The organism is Pseudomonas sp. Colony2, assembly GCF_019382755.1.
Classification (GTDB): domain Bacteria; phylum Pseudomonadota; class Gammaproteobacteria; order Pseudomonadales; family Pseudomonadaceae; genus Aquipseudomonas.
The window spans coordinates 3,548,358-3,565,651 of the sequence record NZ_CP080030.1 but is presented as its reverse complement, the minus strand read 5'-3'; the positions used below and the strand labels follow the sequence as shown (position 1 = coordinate 3,565,651).

The 17,294-nt window shown below is 62.4% G+C and carries 16 protein-coding genes; 10 read left to right on the top strand and 6 right to left on the bottom strand.

Translation table 11 applies throughout. The features are described 5' to 3' along the window. Positions 1-548: NADPH-dependent FMN reductase (locus JV201_RS14135; RefSeq protein ID WP_219407107.1), on the bottom strand; the 548-nt coding region annotated here is incomplete at its 3' end. Positions 549-776: 228 nt separating this feature from the next. Between JV201_RS14135 and JV201_RS14130 the strand changes: the two genes are divergently transcribed. After that, positions 777-1,013, top strand: a complete 237-nt coding sequence (locus JV201_RS14130) for a hypothetical protein (RefSeq protein WP_003209248.1) — start codon at positions 777-779, stop codon at positions 1,011-1,013. A 4-nt stretch (positions 1,014-1,017) separates the two neighbouring features. On the opposite strand, the gene gspG is transcribed toward JV201_RS14130, so the two are convergent. Next, positions 1,018-1,446 (bottom strand): type II secretion system major pseudopilin GspG, encoded by a 429-nt coding sequence (gspG, locus tag JV201_RS14125; RefSeq protein WP_219407106.1) that lies wholly within the window; start codon positions 1,444-1,446, stop codon positions 1,018-1,020. A 176-nt stretch (positions 1,447-1,622) separates the two neighbouring features. Between gspG and JV201_RS14120 the strand changes: the two genes are divergently transcribed. Beyond that, positions 1,623-2,525 (top strand): LysR substrate-binding domain-containing protein, encoded by a 903-nt coding sequence (locus JV201_RS14120; protein ID WP_219407105.1) that lies wholly within the window; start codon positions 1,623-1,625, stop codon positions 2,523-2,525. 822 nt (positions 2,526-3,347) lie between these two features. Here JV201_RS14120 and JV201_RS14115 read toward each other — a convergent pair. The 3 genes from JV201_RS14115 to JV201_RS14105 form a co-directional block, all read right to left on the bottom strand. Beyond that, positions 3,348-3,917 carry a GNAT family N-acetyltransferase gene (locus JV201_RS14115; protein WP_003217028.1) on the bottom strand — a complete coding sequence of 190 codons (570 nt, stop codon included), beginning with the start codon at positions 3,915-3,917 and terminating at the stop codon, positions 3,348-3,350. A gap of 20 nt (positions 3,918-3,937) precedes the next feature. After that, the gene (locus JV201_RS14110; RefSeq protein ID WP_219407104.1) at positions 3,938-6,193 is read right to left on the bottom strand and encodes an arginine/lysine/ornithine decarboxylase; all 2,256 of its coding nucleotides are present in this window, start codon (positions 6,191-6,193) and stop codon (positions 3,938-3,940) included. 81 nt (positions 6,194-6,274) lie between these two features. After that, positions 6,275-7,648, bottom strand: a complete 1,374-nt coding sequence (locus JV201_RS14105) for a PLP-dependent aminotransferase family protein (protein WP_219407103.1) — start codon at positions 7,646-7,648, stop codon at positions 6,275-6,277. Between the two features lie 133 nt (positions 7,649-7,781). On the opposite strand from JV201_RS14105, the gene JV201_RS14100 reads away from it, so the two are divergent. The 5 genes from JV201_RS14100 to JV201_RS14080 all read left to right on the top strand — a co-directional run bounded on the left by JV201_RS14100 (position 7,782) and on the right by JV201_RS14080 (position 13,961). Next, the gene (locus JV201_RS14100; RefSeq protein WP_177019623.1) at positions 7,782-8,258 is read left to right on the top strand and encodes a carboxymuconolactone decarboxylase family protein; all 477 of its coding nucleotides are present in this window, start codon (positions 7,782-7,784) and stop codon (positions 8,256-8,258) included. Continuing rightward, on the top strand, positions 8,251-8,691 hold the full coding sequence (locus JV201_RS14095) for a GNAT family N-acetyltransferase (RefSeq protein WP_003217019.1): 441 nt from the start codon (positions 8,251-8,253) through the stop codon (positions 8,689-8,691). Before JV201_RS14100 ends, JV201_RS14095 begins: the two co-directional genes overlap by 8 nt. Further along, complete coding sequence (locus JV201_RS14090) at positions 8,688-9,311, top strand: FMN-dependent NADH-azoreductase (RefSeq protein WP_177027880.1); 624 nt, start codon at positions 8,688-8,690, stop codon at positions 9,309-9,311. Before JV201_RS14095 ends, JV201_RS14090 begins: the two co-directional genes overlap by 4 nt. 59 nt (positions 9,312-9,370) lie before the next feature. After that, positions 9,371-10,519 (top strand): MalY/PatB family protein, encoded by a 1,149-nt coding sequence (locus JV201_RS14085; RefSeq protein ID WP_219407102.1) that lies wholly within the window; start codon positions 9,371-9,373, stop codon positions 10,517-10,519. A 94-nt stretch (positions 10,520-10,613) separates the two neighbouring features. After that, complete coding sequence (locus JV201_RS14080; RefSeq protein WP_219407101.1) at positions 10,614-13,961, top strand: hypothetical protein; 3,348 nt, start codon at positions 10,614-10,616, stop codon at positions 13,959-13,961. Positions 13,962-14,109: 148 nt separating this feature from the next. Here the strand turns inward: JV201_RS14080 and JV201_RS14075 are convergent, their stop codons facing one another. Beyond that, a complete protein-coding gene (locus JV201_RS14075; protein ID WP_003217010.1) occupies positions 14,110-14,325 on the bottom strand; it encodes a molybdopterin-binding protein in 216 nt (71 codons plus the stop codon). Between the two features lie 412 nt (positions 14,326-14,737). On the opposite strand from JV201_RS14075, the gene JV201_RS14070 reads away from it, so the two are divergent. Genes JV201_RS14070 through JV201_RS14060 form a run of 3 tightly spaced genes read left to right on the top strand, consistent with a single transcriptional unit; the run spans position 14,738 to position 17,269 of the window. After that, entirely contained in the window at positions 14,738-15,709 is a 972-nt protein-coding gene (locus tag JV201_RS14070) for an aliphatic sulfonate ABC transporter substrate-binding protein (protein WP_219407100.1), read from the top strand. Between the two features lie 10 nt (positions 15,710-15,719). Beyond that, positions 15,720-16,553: an ABC transporter permease gene (locus JV201_RS14065; RefSeq protein WP_087693846.1), complete on the top strand. Its 834-nt coding sequence runs from the start codon at positions 15,720-15,722 to the stop codon at positions 16,551-16,553. A gap of 2 nt (positions 16,554-16,555) precedes the next feature. Next, positions 16,556-17,269 carry an ABC transporter ATP-binding protein gene (locus tag JV201_RS14060; protein WP_008431321.1) on the top strand — a complete coding sequence of 238 codons (714 nt, stop codon included), beginning with the start codon at positions 16,556-16,558 and terminating at the stop codon, positions 17,267-17,269. Positions 17,270-17,294 lie beyond the last annotated feature (25 nt).

The window sequence follows — 17,294 nt, the reverse complement described above, 5'->3', positions numbered from 1 at the left end:
TGTTTTTCCACCCACTTGCCATAGGCGTCGATAAACGCCTGCAAAAACGGCTTGGTCTTTTCCGAGACCTTGCCCGACTCATCGAACACGCTGCCCGCACCGCCCAGGTAGGCTTCCGGCTGCTGCATGCACGGCACATCGAGGAACACCAGCGACTGGCGCAAATGGTGATTGGCCCCAAAACCGCCGATGGCTCCGGGAGACACACTGATCACCGCACCCGGCTTGCCGCTGAAGACACTTTGGCCATAAGGGCGCGAACCAACGTCAATCGCATTCTTCAATACACCCGGCACGGAGCGGTTGTATTCGGGGGTCACAAACAGCACCGCGTCGGATGAACGCACGTGTTGACGGAAAGTACTGTAGGCTGCCGGCGGTGCAGCACCGTCGATGTCCTCGTTGTAGAGCGGCAAATCGCCAATTTCGACAATGTTCAACTTGAGGTTGGCGGGCGCCAACTCGGCCAGTGCCAGGGCGACCTTGCGGTTGATCGACTCTTTTCTCAAGCTGCCGACCAGTACGGCAATCGTGTAGACCTTGCTCATTGGGGTTTCCCGATTTCTGACTTAAGGAGTTTGTAGTTATAGAGCCTGCGCGACGCTATCACCAGCGCGTTTTTGCAATCCCCAGGGACGTTTACACCGCAGATGGATTTGTAAGTAATGTCTGAAAAAGTCAACGAATAGTATTTTTTTTCAATAGGTAAACTACCCCGCTCTCCTACGGTCTACAGAACCGCAAATCGAGTGTTTATCTCCAGAGGTTCTAAACAGATGGCAGCAGTACTTGTCGGACAGTTCCATGCCAGAGACGCGGAAGGTCGCGTTTATTCGGTGCATGAGTTCCAGGAATCCAACCCGCCCCTCGACGGCCTGGCTGGCTCGGCGCCCACCACCACCTACAAGCTGGCCATTGGCGACCGCGTAGAGAAACTGGATGGCGATGAGTTCAGGCTGATTCAGTCGGGCACTATCATCACCCGCGAATCCGCCACGATCCACGCTTCATAAGACGTTATTCCCCATAGGCGATATCAACATTATCGCCGACGCCTCCCAGTGTCCGGTCCTTGCCGAACGAGAACAGATCAAAGTGGGTTTTGGCCTGGCTGGGAGGATAGTGGTACTGATAGGCCACGCCCCAAGGGTCCGTCAGCATGTCCTGATCCTTGAGATAGGGTCCCCGCCACTTCCCTTCTCCCGCTGGCTGAACCGTCAACACCGCCAGACCCTCGTCGTCGGTAGGATAACGCCCTACATCCTGATGAAACTGCTCGACCGCCTTGCCCAGCTCTTTCAACTGGACCTTGGCCGTGGCGATTTCCGACTGAGTCACGTCGCCGAAGATCCGCGGCCCCACCGCAACCGCCAACACGCCCACCACCAGCACCACCACCAGCAGGTCCCACAACGAAAACCCGCGCGTGTCTGTTTTACCGAGCATCGATAAGGCTCCCCCGTGGATCCTCTGGTTGATACGCCCTTTGTATGACCTGCTGGTTACAGGCGCCAAGTGACTTGATCGTGCAAGTCTAGTTGGGGCGCTGCCGTGGCGGGTCTTTTTTCCACGCCCGGGCCTGAGCCATTGAATCCACGTCGCGCTGAACATAGACTCCGGCCATGCGTTTACGTCATATCGAAGTCATTCAAGCGATTTTACAGACCGGACACCTCGGCACCGCCGCCGAATGGTTGCAACTGCCCGTGGCCGATGTGGACGCAACCCTCAAGGATGCCGAGCTGCAGTTGGGCTTCATGCTGTTCGCCAGCGTGCGCGGACGCTTGCAGGCCACCCGGGAAACCCTTGAGCTGCAGGCCGAAATCGCCCACCTCTATGCAGCCCTTGAGCCGGTGCAACGCCTGGCCAGCAGCCTTAAGCACCACCATGCCCCGCCCTTGCGCGCACTGTGCACCCCGCCGCTGGCCAATCAACTGCTGCCCCAGGCGATCGCCGTGCTACGCCGACGTTTCCAAGACACGCCGTGCAACCTCTCCAGCCATTCCACCCGGGATATCGTCAAAAGCCTGCTGCTGCACGAAGCCGACCTCGGCCTGAGCCTGCACGACCCGGAACACCCGCAAATCCACAGCCAACCGCTGGCCCATGGCAAGCTGCAATTGCTCGCGCCCCATGGCTGGCTGAAGCCGCGGCAGAAATACATTGCGCTACAGGAGTTGGCGGGGCAGTCGATGATCGGCCTTGAAGGCCAGGACCCGCTGAGCCGCCTGCTGGACAGCAAGCTGCAAGCCCTGCGCCCGCTGCCGGTGGTGCAAACGCGGGTGCAGACGTATCAGATGATGCGCAGCATGGTAGAAGCCGGGGAAGGCCTGGCGATTGTCGACCCGTTCACCGCCAGCGGAGCACGGGAAGCCGGGCTGGATGCGTGCCCGTTGTCACCGCCGATTGTGGTGACCTTGTATGCGTTGACCCTGGAGGGTAGCGAGCCATCGCCCGCCTTGAATGCGCTGCTGGAGATCGTCACCGAGAAGGCTGAAAACCTGCTGACAAGCACATTGCCGTGAATGTGGGAGTTGTCGGGCCTTGGCGAGACTGCGAAGGCGGCGGCACAGTCGATAAAAAGGTTGCCTGACCTACCGCTATCGCGGCCTCGCTGGGGCTCGACGGCTCCCACAGGGGATCGGGGGAAGTCTGGGAGYTGTGTGTTCGGTCGCAAGTACTTGGGTTGCKCAAATCGAATGTGGGAGCTGTCGAGCTTCAGCGAGGCTGCGAAGGCGGCGGYACAGTCGATAAAGAGGTTGCCTGACACACCGCYATCGCGGCCTCGCTGGGGCTCGACGGCTCCCACAGGGGRTCGGKGGAAGTCTGGGAGCTGTGTGTTCGGTCGCAAGNACTTGGGGTGCGCAAATCGAATGTGGGAGCTGTCGAGCTTCAGCGAGGCTGCGAAGGCGGCGGCACTGTCGATAAAGAGGTTGCCTGACACACCGCCATCGCGGCCTCGCTGGGGCTCGACGGCTCCCACAGGGGATCGGGGGAAGTCTGGGAGTTGTGTGTTCGGTCGCAAGTACTTGGGTTGCGCAAATCGAATGTAGGAGCTGTCGAGCTTTAGCGAGGCTGCGAAGACGGCGGCACAGTCGATAAAGAGGTTGCCTGATCTACCGCTATCGCGGCCTCGCTGGGGCTCGACGGCTCCCACAGGGGATCGGGGGAAGTCTGGGAGCTGTGTGTTCGGTCGCAAGTACTTGAGTTGCGCAAATCGAATGTGGGAGCTGTCGAGCTTTAGCGAGGCTGCGAAGACGGCGGCACAGTCGATAAAGAGGTTGCCTGATCTACCGCTATCGCGGCCTCGCTGGGGCTCGACGGCTCCCACAGGGGGTCGGTGCAGCTCAGACTGCTTCCAATTCTGTCTTGAACAACCGATACCAGAAAATCGCCACTTCGCGCGTCTGCGGATCAATCCCACGATAGCGCAGGTGGTCGATCCCGCCCATCACATACCCGCAGCGCTCATACAGCCGGCAGGCACCGAGGTTGTTGTTCTGGGTCTCCAGCATCATCCCCGGCAGGTTCTTCTTGCGGCTCCAGAACTGCGCCACGTCCAGCAACGCCTTGGCCACCCCGTGGCGCCGCGCGGGCAAGACCACCGCCAGCTCATCCACATGGGCAAAGCCGTTCCAGTTGGTGCTGACCACGATATGCCCCACGGGCCGGTCATCGAGGTAGGCCATGAACACCGCACTGTCGGCCGCGTCACGGAAGCTGGCGAACTCCTCGGGGTCGATGCCGTAGCATTTGCGGTACGGCACGATACGCTCCACCGCCCACTGGTCGACGCGCTTGCCCATTTCCGGCTTGCCGTAGGCGTTGACTTCAAAGCTGAAGTCGTTCCCCCACACGTAGGCGTCAAATCCTTCGTCAGCCACCCGGACACTGAGGCCCGGGTACTTCGGGTTCATTACAGCTTGCATAAACATCCTTAACCCTTGATGCAGTCGACGGTGTAACAACGACCACTGCCGTCATCTTCGTGTTGCAGTCCATGAACATCGGCAACAAAGCCGGGGAAACTGCTATCGAACGTCCTGGCAAACGCCAGGTAATCAATGATCGAGCGAGTCGATTCGGTAAAGCGCTCACCCGGCATGATCAACGGAATGCCCGGCGGGTAAGGCACCAGCATGACCGCTGCGACCCGACCTGGCAAAGCGTCGATGGACACCGCCTCGACTTCGCCCTTGACCAACAGGTCGTAGGCGTCGGCCGGTTTCATCGCGATTTCCGGCAGTACCGTGTACATCCGCTTCAGGTGCTTGGCCGTGGCATTGCTGCGGTAACAGCTGTGCAACTGGTCGCACAGATCCTTCAAACCCAATCCCTGATACCGCGCCGGGCCCTGCTGAAACACCGATGGCAAACACACAGCAAGGCTCACGTTGGCGTCATAACTGCGCTTGAATTCCAGCAGTTCGGTGAGCAGGGTACTCCACTTGCCTTTGGTGATGCCCATGGAAAACAGCACGAGGAACGAATACAGCCCGGTCTTTTCCACCACCAGCCCACGTTCCCAGAGGAATTTACTGACCACCGCAGCGGGAATTCCGCACTCGCTCAAAGCCCCGCCGGCGTTCAGGCCAGGCATCACCAGGGTGACTTTTATCGGGTCCAGCAGCACGTAGTCTTCGACGATATCGCCAAAGCCATGCCAGTCGGCCTGGGGTTGCAGCAGCCAGTCTGCGGTCACCACCCGGTCAATGCCCGCCACCAGCGGCGGCTGCCAGATGGAAAACCACCAGTCTTCAGCGGCGATGTGCTGGCGCAGGTTGGCCAGGGCACGGCGGAAGCTCAGGGCTTCGTCAAACATCTCCTGCAGCAACGAACGCCCCGCCGGGCCTTCCATCATCGCCGAGGCCACGTCCAGGGAGGCGATGATGCTGTACTGCGGCGAGGTGGAAATATGCATCATGAACGCTTCGTTGAAGCGGTCGCGGTCCAGCTTGCGCACGCCGCCATCCTGCACATGGATCATCGACGCTTGGCTGAACGCCGCCAGCAACTTGTGCGTGGAGTGCGTGGTGAACACCAGCGGGCTCTCGGGCGTGCGCGAGGTGCCCATGCCGTAGCGCCCGGCAAAGAACTCATGAAACGCCGCGTAGGCGTACCAGGCTTCGTCGAAGTGCAGCACCTCGACGCTGTTGCCCAGTTGCTGCTTGATCAGCTCGGCGTTGTAGCACAGGCCGTCATAGGTGGAGTTGGTGACCACCGCCAGCTTGACCCTGGCCGGTCGGCCTCGGGTCAGCGGGCTGGCGTCGATCTTGGCGCGGATCGACTCGGGGCTGAACTCGCTCAGGGGAATCGGCCCGATGATCCCCAGTTCATTGCGCTCCGGGCACAGGTACAGCGGGATGGCGCCGGTCATGATGATCGAATGCAACACCGACTTGTGACAGTTGCGGTCCACCAGCACCAGGTCATCCCGGCCCACCATCGAGTGCCAGACGATCTTGTTGGCGGTGGAGGTGCCATTGATCACGAAGTAGGTGTGATCGGCACCGAAGTTGCGCGCTGCCCGCGCCTCGGCTTCGGCCAACGGGCCGGTGTGGTCCAGCAGCGAGCCGAGCTCCGGCACCGACACCGACAAGTCCGAACGCAGGGTATTTTCCCCGAAGAACTGATGAAACGCCTGCCCCACCGGGCTTTTGCGATAGGCCACGCCGCCGCCATGACCGGGGGTGTGCCAGGAATAATTGGAATCCGCCGTGTGCTGCACCAGGGCCTTGAAGAATGGCGGCAACAGGCCATCCAGGTAGGCGCGGGCCGCACGGGCCACTTGCCGGGCAAGAAACGGCACGGTGTCTTCAAACAGATAAAGAATGCCCCGCAACTGGTTCAGCTCGCTCATGGCATCGGCCGGGGCGTTTTCCAGGGTGACCTGCTCACCGAGGGCGAAGATCGGCAGGTTTGGCGCCCGCACCCGCGCCAGGCGGATCAGCTCCACCATGTTTTGCATCAGATGGGTATTTTCCCCGGCCCCCTCGGCGGCAATCAGCATGCAGGCCAGGCCGTGATGGGTCGAAGCCACCAGGCGACCCTCGGCGTAGTCCACCGCCGAAAAGATACTGAAGCCCTCCTGCTCAAGCTCCCGGGCGATGCCCCGGACGCGGTCGCCGGCAACGGTGTCGGCCTTGATGTCGCGGTGTACGATCAGAACCGGGAACTTCAGGTCTTTGTACATGAGCGCTTGGCGTCCTGAGGGCTATGCCTTCAGGGTAGAAGCTCGGGGCCGATGTGGCGAATGAAGATGTTCAACCGGTGTTCATAAAGCGCCGTCGATGACCTCGCGCAACACCAGCGCCGCTTGCACCGCTTGCTGGCGAGTCGCCAGGTTGGTGAAGCCCATCAACAGGCCTTGCTGACCGCCGGGCTCGATACTCCAGCCCGACACGGCCTGTATCCCCAGCCCGGCACGTGCGGCGGCCGCAGCGACGGCCTGATCGCAGACGTCCGCCCGCAGCCGCGCCAGCAGGTTGATCCCGCCGGACTGCTCATCCACCTGCAAAAGCGCCCCGCAATGACTGGCCAGTGCCTCCACCAGAAAGCCGCGCCGCGCGGTGTAGAGCTGGCGCATTTTTTTCAGGTGGCGGGTGAAATGGCCCTGGTCGAGAAAGTCCGCCGTGGTGGCTTGCAACAATTCGGCGCTGCGGTTTTGCAGCACGCCGGCGCTGGCCTCAAAGGCCGGGAGCAGCGCCCGAGGCACCACCAGATAACCCAGGCGCAGCCCCGGGAAGAGCATCTTGCTGAAACTGCCGGAGTAGATCACCCGGTCGGCCGTGTCCTGGCTCTTGAGCGCGGCCAGGGGCTGGCCCTTGTAGCGGAACTCGCTGTCGTAGTCGTCTTCCACCACCCAGCCGCCGTGGGCCTGTGCCCAATCGAGCAAGCGATGGCGCCGCGCAGTACCGAGGGCGACCCCCAGCGGGCTCTGGTGGGCCGGGGTGACAATCGCCAGCCGGGCGCCGGGCGCACGCCGTATGCCCTCCTCCACATCAAGCCCGTCGTGGTCCACCGGCACCGGGACCAACTGCGCCCCCAGGTGCAGCAGCAGTTGCCGCGCATGCAGGTAGCCCGGGTCTTCGAACCAGCATGGCTGGCCGGCCATCTGCAGCGCATCACACACCAGCGCGAGGCACGCCGAGTAACCGGCACACACGAACACCTGCTCCGGCGAACATTCCACGCCCCGGTACAGCGCCAGGTATTGCGCGATCGCCACACGCAGCGAGCGGGCGCCACGCACATCGCCCATGGCCAGGCTGTTCACATCGACTCGGCGCACTTGCCGGGTGACCAGCCGCGCCCACAGCTTGCGCGGAAAGCTGTCGAGCGCCGGCAAGCCCAACTGCAACAGGCGCGGGGCCGACGCCGGCGCCACGGGTTCGGGTTCAACCGGCAACGACTTGATCGAGCGCTGCGGCAACGCCTCGGCCACCACTGTTCCCGCCTGGCCCCGCGCCAGGAAGAACCCTTCGCTCACCAGCAACTGGTAGGCCGTCTCCACCGTGCCCCGGGCCACCTTCAGTTCCTGGGCCAGGCTGCGCACCGACGGCACCCGCTCACCGGGGCGCAGTTGGCCCTGGTCGATGGCCTGGCGAAAGCGCCGGTAGATCTCCTGGTATTTGGGCAGTGACGACATCGTTATCCGGCTCACAGTGAATCAGCCCTGAAGTCTGATCTTGTCCCAACCCGCTTGTCCATTCTTGGCCCTATTGAGCCGGCGACCCGGCCGCCACACTGACGGCATCACTTCACAAAACAAGGAGCACCCCATGCAACACCGTCTCGACTACGCCCTGGCGGCGCCCGTCGGCTACAAGGCCCTTGGCTCGGTGCACAGCTACATCCACGGCTGCGGCCTGGAGAAGGAATTGATTGACCTGGTGTACCTGCGGGTCTCGCAACTCAACGGCTGCGCCTACTGCCTGGACTCACATTCGCGCGACCTGCTCAAACAGGGCGTGAGCCTGGAAAAGCTGATGCTGCTGGCCGCCTGGCGCGAAGCGTTGCCGTTGTTCAGCCCGCGTGAACGCGCCGCGTTAGCTTGGGCCGAGTCGGTCACCCAGGTCGCACAAACCGAGGTGCCGGACGAACACTATGCCGAGGCCAAGGCCCTCTTCGATGACAGGGAAATTGCCGACCTGACCCTGGCTATCGCCCTGATGAACGCCCTGAACCGCGTCGCCATCAGCTTTCGCAAAGTCCCTGCCGCCGTAAAAGCGCACATGGAGCACGGCAACCATGAATGACTCTGTTGAGTTTGTGCACATCGAAAGCGACGCCGACTGCCTGGCCTGCTTTGCCGTCATGCAGCAACTGCGGCCAAAGCTCGAAGACCCGCACGCCTTCGTCCAGCAGATCCAGCGCCAGCGCGAAACCGGCTACCGCCTGCTGGCCGCCCGGGAAAACGGCCAGGTGCTGGGCCTGGCCGGTTATCGCCTGACGGAAAACCTGCTGTATGGGCGCTTTATCTACGTCGATGACCTGGTGGTGGACGCCTCCCTGCAACGCCGACGCCTGGGTGCGCGCCTGCTGGACGAGGTACGCCAGCACACCCGCCGCCTGGGCTATCGCTACCTGGTGCTGGACACCGGCATGCACATGGCCCTGGCCCAACGCTTCTATTTTCGCCAGGGCCTGCTGCCACTGGGGATGCACTTTTCACAGGACCTCGGCCAATGACCCGCGCCCTGCTACTGAGCTTCAGCCCCCACGGCAAGGCCGCCCAGACCTTCCGCCTGGCCCGCGCCCTGCTCCGCGAACAGGCACCCGAGGCCGAAGTGGTCGAACGCGACTACGGCGGCCAGGCCCTGCCGGCGCTGACCCGGGAATACGCCAACGCCCTGACCACGCCCGGCGGCCTGAGCGGCCCGGCAACCGAGCGCTCCGAGCAACTGATTGTCGAGCTGGAAGCCTGTGACCTGTTGATCATCTGCACCCCCGTGCACAATTTCACGGTGCCGGCGGCCCTCAAGTGCTGGATCGACCATGTGGTGCGCATCCACCGCAGTTTCACGGTGAATCCGCAGTTTGAGAAAGTCGGCTTGCTCAAGGACCGGCGCACCTTTGTACTGGTCAGCTCCGGCAGTTCGCGAAAAAACCGCGAGCCCGACTTCCTCACGCCCTACCTGCAGGCGATCCTTGGAACCGTGGGCATTCACGCGGTGGATTTCGTCTATCTGGGGGCCATGGTGCGTGGCGAAGCCGCCGTGCAGCGCAGCCTGGAACAGGCCCACACGCAGTTGGCCGAGGCATTTGACCGGCAAGCGGGCGCCCGGGCGGCAATCAGCGCTGGCGCGTAAAATTAATGGCGCTAGAATCAGCGCCATTTCTACGCCCGCCTCCCTGATACGAGCCACCCATGAGCTTTGATTTCGACACGATCCACTCCCGCCTCGGCACCGGCAGCACCAAGTGGAGTCGTTACCCGCAAGACGTTCTGCCGATGTGGATTGCCGACATGGACATCGCTGCCCCACCGGCCGTGCTTCAAGCGTTGCACGAGCGACTGGGTCAGCAGATCCTCGGCTACAGCGTGGCCTGCGATGGCGTGCGCGAGACGATCGTCGCCGATCTGTGGGCCAAGTACGCCTGGCGCGTACAGCCGGATGAGTTGCTGTTCCTGCCGGGGGTCGAGCCTGGTTTCAACATGGCGCTGCACGCATTTGTGCAGCCCGGCCAACCGGTGGTGTTGCAAACCCCCAACTATCGCCCGATCCGCCTGGCGCCCGGCCACTGGAACCTGCCGAAGATCGAAGTGCCATTTGAGCTGAGCGCCGAAGGCGAGTACCTCACGCCGTTGCCGGCAATGCGTGAAGCCCTCACCGGCGCCGGGGCACTGCTGTTGAGCAACCCGCACAACCCGATGGGCAAGGTCTTCCCCCGTGAGGAACTGCTGGCCGTGGCCAGCGCCTGCCTGGACCAGGGTGCGCTGATCGTCTCCGATGAAATCCACGCCGAGCTGTGCTTTGACGGCCGCCGGCATATTCCCACCGCCAGCCTCAGCCCCGAGATTGCCCAGCGCACCATCACCCTGATGTCGGCGAGCAAGGCGTATAACGTCGCCGGGTTGAAGACCTGCTTCGCGGTGATCCAGAATCCCGAGATCCGCGAGCGCTTCAACCAAGCCCGCTGCGGCATGGTCGACAGCGTCAGCCCCCTGGGCCTGGAAGCCACGCGTGCGGCCTACAGCGACTGCGGCGACTGGCTGCAGGCGCTGGTGGCCTACCTGCAAGCCAACCGCGATTACCTGCTGAACGCCGTGCAAACCCGCCTGCCCGGCGTGGTCATGCATGCGCCTCAAGGCACCTACCTGGCCTGGCTGGATTGCAGCGCCCTGGGCCTGGACGACCCGCAACGGTTCTTCCTCGAACAGGCCAGGGTCGGCTTGAGCGCCGGGATTGAATTCGGCGATGACAGCCAGCAATTCGTGCGCCTGAACTTCGGCTGCCCACGGGCCATGCTGGAAGAAGGCATCGCCCGCCTGGAACGCAGCCTGCGTCACCGTTAAGGCGCAATTCACAACTTTTCGCAACGACCGCCGAACCCCTGCTGTTACTGTTTTTGCCGATTCGTCCCACCGGTAACAGCAGGAGTTCCATGGCATGACGACCCAGCCGCTCAACCGCTCGACCGACCCCAAAGCCCTTCCTCTCACACCGCCCAAGTCCGGCGCGGCGTTCCACGTGCTGCTCAAGAACAGCGCCAACAACAAGAAGGTGGAGGCCGGCGACAAAACCGCGCAAGGGCTCGCTGCCAGCAAGGAACAAGGCTATGAACTGGCCGCCAAGGACGCCGCGCCGCCCACCACCCTGGGGGATTACAAGGCCATCGGCCCGGCGGACGAAGTCGGCCCCGGCCTGATCCGCTATGAAACCCAGGACGGCATGAAAGTCATCGTCAGCGAAAAAGACAGCCCCGAGCTGTTCAAGCAAGTCAGCGCCGACTTCAAGGCACTCTCCGGCGTCAACGCCAGCGAAGCCGCCGGCTACCAGCGCCTGGGCGGCGACGCCACGGCCCCGGAAAAGCTCGGTGATTACAAATCCCTCGGCCCGCCCGACGAAACCGGCCCCGGCGTGATCCGCTACGAGACCCAGGACGGCAACAAGTTCGTCATCAGCCAGCGCGACAACCCCGAGGCCTTCCAGAAAGCCAAGGAAGCCTATGAAAGCTTCACCGGCCTGGGCAGCAGCGAAGACGCCGGCTACAAGCGCGCCAGCGACAACGAAGTGTGGCCGCCCTACGCCGGCACCACCGTCGGCCCCAAGGATGAAGTCGGCCCCGGCCTGATCCGCTTTGAAAGCAATGGCCAGAAAATGGTCGTGGCCCGCGACGACAACCCCAAGCTGTTCGACTACCTGGCAGGCCTGCACGAGGTCTACACCAACCCCGACAAAAAGGCCGCCGTAGAGTCCGCGCTCAACGACGGCTCGACCCTGGCAGACGCCAATACCAAGGCGCCGGAGCTGAACGACTACAAGGGCTTCGGCTGGATCGAAGGCCAGCAAGGCAATGTGCTGACCTATGAAACCCACGACGGCACCAAGGTCGTCGTATCGGCCGACGTCAGCCCGGAACTGTTCAAGAGCGTGGCCACCGCCCAGGACACCTGGAGCAAGATCCACTCCAGTGAAGACGCCGGCTACAAGCTGGCCGGGCCGAATGACTTCCTGAAGAACACCGAGATCACCTTCGGTTCCCCCGACGAGCTGGGGGACGGCCTGATCCGCTATGAAACCAGCGAAGGCAAGGTCATCGTCTCCAAGGAGCTCAGCCCGCAGCTCTACGACGAAGTGGTGGCGAAATGGGAAGCCTGGAGCGCCGGCACCGTCGACGAGACCCGCGCCAAGTACAACCTGCCGAGCAACGATGAGCTCGACGTGCTCAACCTCGACACCGGCGTGCATGCCGACAAGGACGACGACAAGTCGCCGACCCAGAGCGTCAGCGAACTGGCCACCACCGAACTGATCGACACCTACCGCGCCGGCGTCAAGGACGGCTCGATTCCCAAAGACGACCCACGGGCCAAACTGGTCCGCGCCCTGGAAGCCCAGGCCGCCTACCAGAACGGCCATGGCATCACCGGCTACGAAGAATCCAAGCGCCCGTTCAACACCACCTGGCGCGAGTTCGATGACAAGCAGACCGAGCTCACTTCCGCCGACATGCACGACATCATCGACGGCAAGGCGGTGCAGGAGCAGATCGGCGAGTTGTTCAAGGACCCGACGGTGCAGGCCGACTACAAGACCAAGATGGACGACGCCATCAGTCACCTGCCCAACAAGGACGAGATCAAGCAGAAGCTTCTCGACCTGACCAGCAACCCCGACTATGTGCTGTACCTCAAGGACCTGCAAAAACAGGGCAAGAGCCACGAAGCCCAGCAGGATCTGAGCAACACCCTGACCTCGCTGTCGCTGTTCGACCCGGAAGCCGCCACCAAGGCCGCGCAGAATATCCAGGCCGACGGCCTCACCACCGACCTCAACGAGATTCTCTCGGACCCGAGCAAGATCTCCGACGACAACAAGGAACTGGCCACCAAGGACCTGTTCGGCCTGCTCAAGGGCGTGCTCAAGGGCAACCTGCTGGACCTGCCGCGCCGCAGCCAGGAAGTGCTGGAGAAATTCCTCAACGAGGGCCTGGAAGGCAAGGAGAAATCCTCGGCCGTGACCAAGGCCCTGGAAGAACTCGGCGACGTCTACAAGAACAGCGGCACCATCAGCGAAGCCGACGTGAAAACCGCCCTGAGCAAACCGTATATCCCGGTGGCGGATCGTGGCATGCTCGGCGAAGTGTTCAACACCCTCAACAGCAAAGGCATCCTCGGTTCGATGGGCGCCGGCGTCAGCCTGTTCTCGGGGATTTACCAACTGGTGGGCAAAGGCGGCAAGCTCGGCGAAACCCCGGCCCAACGCATGACCATCGCCAAGGACTTCCTGAGTTTTGCCGGCGGCGCCAGCCACTTCGTCAAGCTCGGTGACAAGATCGGCGAAGCCCTGGGCAAGGGCGGCCTGGTGGACTTCCTCGGCCTGGACAAGACCCTGCCGGAAATCTGGGGCAAGGAAGGGGCGGCCGGCAAAGTCATCGACTTCAGCAAGCCCACCGAAATCGACTCAAAGGTCAGCAAAGAAATCGCTGCGGCCCTGGACGCGGTTCCCGACAGCCAGTACGACGGCGTGGCCAAGCTGTTTGGCGAGGGCGACAAGGCGGTAACCGAAGCCACCGAAGGCCTCGCCACTCACCTGGATGACGGCCTCAAGGCAGCCGGTGCGGCCAAGCTTGGCGCCTCCCAATCGGCGAAGATCGCCGGTTCCGTGATCAAGGTGTTGGGCCCGGCGACGGACATTGCCGGTGGTTTTGCCGACATTGTGCTCGGCGCCCTGGCGATCAAAAGCGGCGTGGACAGCAAAGACCCGTTGGCTCAGGCCGCAGGTGGCTTGCAAGTGGCGGGCGGTGCGTTCGGCGCGTCGGCCGGGGTATTGGGTGCGGCGGCGCTGTTTGGCGCAGGCACGGCGGCGGCGCTGACCGGGCCGCTGTTCCTGGTGGGCGTGGTGTTAGCGGTGGTAGGCGGGATCATCGGTTACTTCGTCGACCACAATAAAAAACAGAAGGCTACCGAGAAGGAAAACGACTGGTACCGCGACCTGGCCGGCGACGGTTTGCTGCAGGACAACTGGGCGGATAAGGTCGAATACGCCCACTACGAGATACACCACTACCACGGCCGCGACACGCCGACCGATGACAGCCTGTTCCGCTTCCAGCAATCGGAGTGGGAGCATTTCGACTCCACACCACAAAGCGGCGGCTCGTCGAGCAACCGGCTGGATGGGGATTTGCACAAGGACTACAAGGACCCGAGTGAAACGCCCAAGGCACTGCCGGATGCTTCGGATGAGAAGCCTGGGTCCCGGCCATCGGGAGGCGGGCCTCGACTCAACTAACCCTCCAACGGCTGTATGCAAAACAAAATGTGGGAGCGGGCTTGCTCGCGAAAGCGGTGGATCAGTCATTGTAGATGTCGACTGTCACACCGCATTCGCGAGCAAGCCCGCTCCCACCTTTGGATTGGGTTCACAACTGGACTCGGGTTTACAACTTGGCAATAGAGACTTCAGTCGACTTCACAAAGGCAATCACTTCACTGCCCACCTTCAATTCCAGGTCACGCACCGAGCGTGTGGTAATCACCGACGTCACGATCCCCGACGCGGTTTGCACGTCGATCTCGGACACCACTTCGCCGATCAGGATTTCCTTGATCACGCCTTTGAACTGGTTGCGCACGTTGATCGCTTTAATGGTCATGTCGGCTTTCCTTTGGTCTGTTGGGTCAATCCGCACGAATGCGCAGGCACTCAAAGTGCCCTATTCGTGAAACCAACAAAAGGAATATATAACTCTTTATTTATTCCATAAAAACATATGCGAGCTGTTGCACAGCCAACAGTGATTCAACAAAGTGCCCGCCTCCCCACTCCCAACCACTCCCCACGTAGCAGCTGTCGAGCCCAAGCGAGGCTGCGTCAGCGGTCTGTCTGACACACCGCAAACGCAGCCTCGCTTGGGCTCGACAGCTGCTACGCCAGGGTGTTGCCCTGCCCTGCAAAGACGCTGGCACAGAGACTGCATATTCCTATAACGCATGATGGAACATGCCATATGAATTTTCTGAATATAAGAAAGCCTTCTCTTTTCCCGCCTTGTCCGGAGCTGTTCCATGAAACCCTTCTTCAATACCCTGTTGGGCGCCTGCGCCCTCGCCTTCAGCCTGCAACCCCTGGCCCATGCAGCGGAAACCGACCCTGCGCAAGTCAACCTGGACTACGCCTACTACTCCCCGGTGAGCCTGGTGCTCAAGCACTTCGGCTGGCTTGAAGAAGCGCTGCCGCAAACCAAGGTCGGCTGGGTGTTGAGCCAGGGCAGCAACCGTTCCCTGGAATACCTCAACAGCGGCGGCGTCGACTTCGCCTCGTCCGCCAGCCTGTCGGCGGTGCTCAGCCGGGCCAATGGCAGCCCGATCAAGTCGGTGTATGTGTACAGCCGCGCCGAGTGGACTGCACTGGTGGTGCGCAAGGACTCGACGTTCAACAGCGTCAGCGACCTCAAGGGCAAGAAAATCGCCGCCACCAAAGGCACCGACCCGTACCTGTTCACCCTGCGCAGCCTGCAGAAAGCCGGCCTGAGCAAGGACGACGTGGAGCTGGTGCACCTGCAACACCCGGACGGCCGTACCGCCCTGGAGAAAGGTGATGTGGACGCCTGGGCCGGTCTCGACCCGCACATGGCCGCCAGCGAAATCCAGGCGGGTTCGCGCCTGCTGTACCGCAACAAGGACTTCAACAGCTACGGCGTGGTCAGCGTGACCGAAAAATACGCCAAGGAGCATCCACAGACCATCGCCAAGGTGCTCGGTGCCTATGAAAAAGCCCGCAACTGGGCGGTGAAACACCCCGACGAATTCGCCAAGCTGCTGGCCGACGAATCCGGCCTGCCCCTGGACGTGGCCAAGCTGCAATTGTCGCGTACCGACTTGAGCAGCCCATTGCTCACTGCCCAGGACGTGGTGTCGTCCAAGGCGGCCGCGCCGATCCTGGTGTCGGAAGAACTGGTGCGCCGTGGGGTGAATGTGGATCAGGTGATCGACCAGTTGATCGACCCAAGCTTTGGCCAGGCTTTGCCTCGTCCATAAGGGGAGCGTCATGAGCAGCAAAAGCGAAACCCTGCCCGTCGCACTCGCGCCAACGCTCACCGTGCAGCGCAGCGCCTGGCCGCGGCGGCTCAAGGGCCTGGCGTTGCCGGTGTTGATCCTGGTGATCCTTGAAGTGGTGGTGCGCATCGGCTGGCTGCCGTCCTACCAGATGCCGGCGCCCAGCGAGATCGCCGTGACCCTCACCGACCTCGCCGAAGGCGCGCTGTGGAAACACATCAGCGCCAGCCTGTTGCGGGTGCTGCTGGGGTTCACCATCGGCGCCGGCCTGGCTCTGGTGTTTGCCGCCTGGGTCGGCTTGAGCCGCGAGGCCGAGGCGTACCTGGAACCAACCTTCGCCGGCCTGCGCTCGATCCCGAGCCTGGCCTGGGTGCCGCTGTTGCTGCTGTGGCTGGGCATTGATGAGACCTCGAAGATCGTGCTGATTGCCATCGGCGCGTTCTTCCCGGTGTACCTCAATGGCGTCGCGGCCATTCGCGACATCGACCGCAAGCTGGTGGAAGTCGGGCAGATGTATGGCTTCAGCCGCACGCGCCTGGTGCGTCGCATCCTGTTGCCTGCCGCCCTGCCCGGCCTGTTCACCGGCTTGCGCAGCGGCCTGAGCCTGGCGTGGATGTTCCTGGTGGCGGCCGAGTTGATCGCCGCGACCAAGGGCCTGGGTTACCTGCTCAGCGATGGCCGGGAAACCTCACGGCCCGACATTGTGCTGGCGGCGATCATCGTGCTGGCGCTGCTGGGCAAGATCAGCGACGGCCTGTTGGCGGCCCTGGAAAAACGCTGCCTGGCCTGGCGCGATACCTTCAACGGCCAAGGCCCGGAGAATTGAGCATGAGTGAAGCGCTACTGGACATTCGCGTCGAGCGGAAAAACTTCGGCGCGACGACGGTGCTGACCAACGTCCATTTGGCCTTGCAGCCGCGGGAAGCCGTCAGTTTGCTGGGCCCCAGTGGCTGCGGCAAAAGCACCTTGCTGCGGATCGTCGCCGGGCTGGAAAAGGACTATCAGGGGGAACTGCTGCAAGGCGGTGGTGAGGTCGCGTTTGTATTTCAGGAGCCACGCCTGATGCCGTGGCTGACGGTGGAGCAAAACATTGGTTTCAGCGATGACGATGGCTATGACAAGGCCTGGGTCGCGCAGTTGATCGATGAGGTGGGGCTTACGGGTTTTGGCCAGGCGTTGCCCAAGGCGTTGTCTGGCGGGATGGCGCAACGGGTGGCGATTGCTCGCGGGCTGTATTCACGGCCGCAGGTGCTGTTGCTGGACGAACCGTTCAGCGCGGTGGATGCGTTTACCCGCATGAAGCTGCAGGACCTGCTGCTGCAATTGGCCGAGCACCACGGGATCGCCCTGCTGCTGGTGACTCACGATGTGGACGAGGCGCTGTACCTGAGTGACCGGGTGTTGGTGATGGATAACCGGCCGAGCAGTATTCGCCAGGAGCTGGCGGTGGAGCTGGTGCATCCGCGGGATCGGCGGGATCCGCTGTTGGCGCGGCTCAAGGCACTGGCGTTGACTGAGCTGCAACGGGCGCATGTGATCTGAAAGGCACGTGTTGAGTCCGCCCAAA

Coding starts and splice junctions, on each gene's coding strand:
- JV201_RS14130 (WP_003209248.1), top strand. CDS start 777: ATGGCAGCAGTACTTGTCGGACAGTTCCATGCCAGAGACGCGGAAGGT.
- gspG (WP_219407106.1), bottom strand. CDS start 1,446: ATGCTCGGTAAAACAGACACGCGCGGGTTTTCGTTGTGGGACCTGCTG.
- JV201_RS14070 (WP_219407100.1), top strand. CDS start 14,738: ATGAAACCCTTCTTCAATACCCTGTTGGGCGCCTGCGCCCTCGCCTTC.
- JV201_RS14100 (WP_177019623.1), top strand. CDS start 7,782: ATGCAACACCGTCTCGACTACGCCCTGGCGGCGCCCGTCGGCTACAAG.
- JV201_RS14120 (WP_219407105.1), top strand. CDS start 1,623: ATGCGTTTACGTCATATCGAAGTCATTCAAGCGATTTTACAGACCGGA.
- JV201_RS14110 (WP_219407104.1), bottom strand. CDS start 6,193: ATGTACAAAGACCTGAAGTTCCCGGTTCTGATCGTACACCGCGACATC.
- JV201_RS14080 (WP_219407101.1), top strand. CDS start 10,614: ATGACGACCCAGCCGCTCAACCGCTCGACCGACCCCAAAGCCCTTCCT.
- JV201_RS14095 (WP_003217019.1), top strand. CDS start 8,251: ATGAATGACTCTGTTGAGTTTGTGCACATCGAAAGCGACGCCGACTGC.
- JV201_RS14060 (WP_008431321.1), top strand. CDS start 16,556: ATGAGTGAAGCGCTACTGGACATTCGCGTCGAGCGGAAAAACTTCGGC.
- JV201_RS14090 (WP_177027880.1), top strand. CDS start 8,688: ATGACCCGCGCCCTGCTACTGAGCTTCAGCCCCCACGGCAAGGCCGCC.
- JV201_RS14085 (WP_219407102.1), top strand. CDS start 9,371: ATGAGCTTTGATTTCGACACGATCCACTCCCGCCTCGGCACCGGCAGC.
- JV201_RS14115 (WP_003217028.1), bottom strand. CDS start 3,917: ATGAACCCGAAGTACCCGGGCCTCAGTGTCCGGGTGGCTGACGAAGGA.
- JV201_RS14075 (WP_003217010.1), bottom strand. CDS start 14,325: ATGACCATTAAAGCGATCAACGTGCGCAACCAGTTCAAAGGCGTGATC.
- JV201_RS14105 (WP_219407103.1), bottom strand. CDS start 7,648: ATGTCGTCACTGCCCAAATACCAGGAGATCTACCGGCGCTTTCGCCAG.
- JV201_RS14065 (WP_087693846.1), top strand. CDS start 15,720: ATGAGCAGCAAAAGCGAAACCCTGCCCGTCGCACTCGCGCCAACGCTC.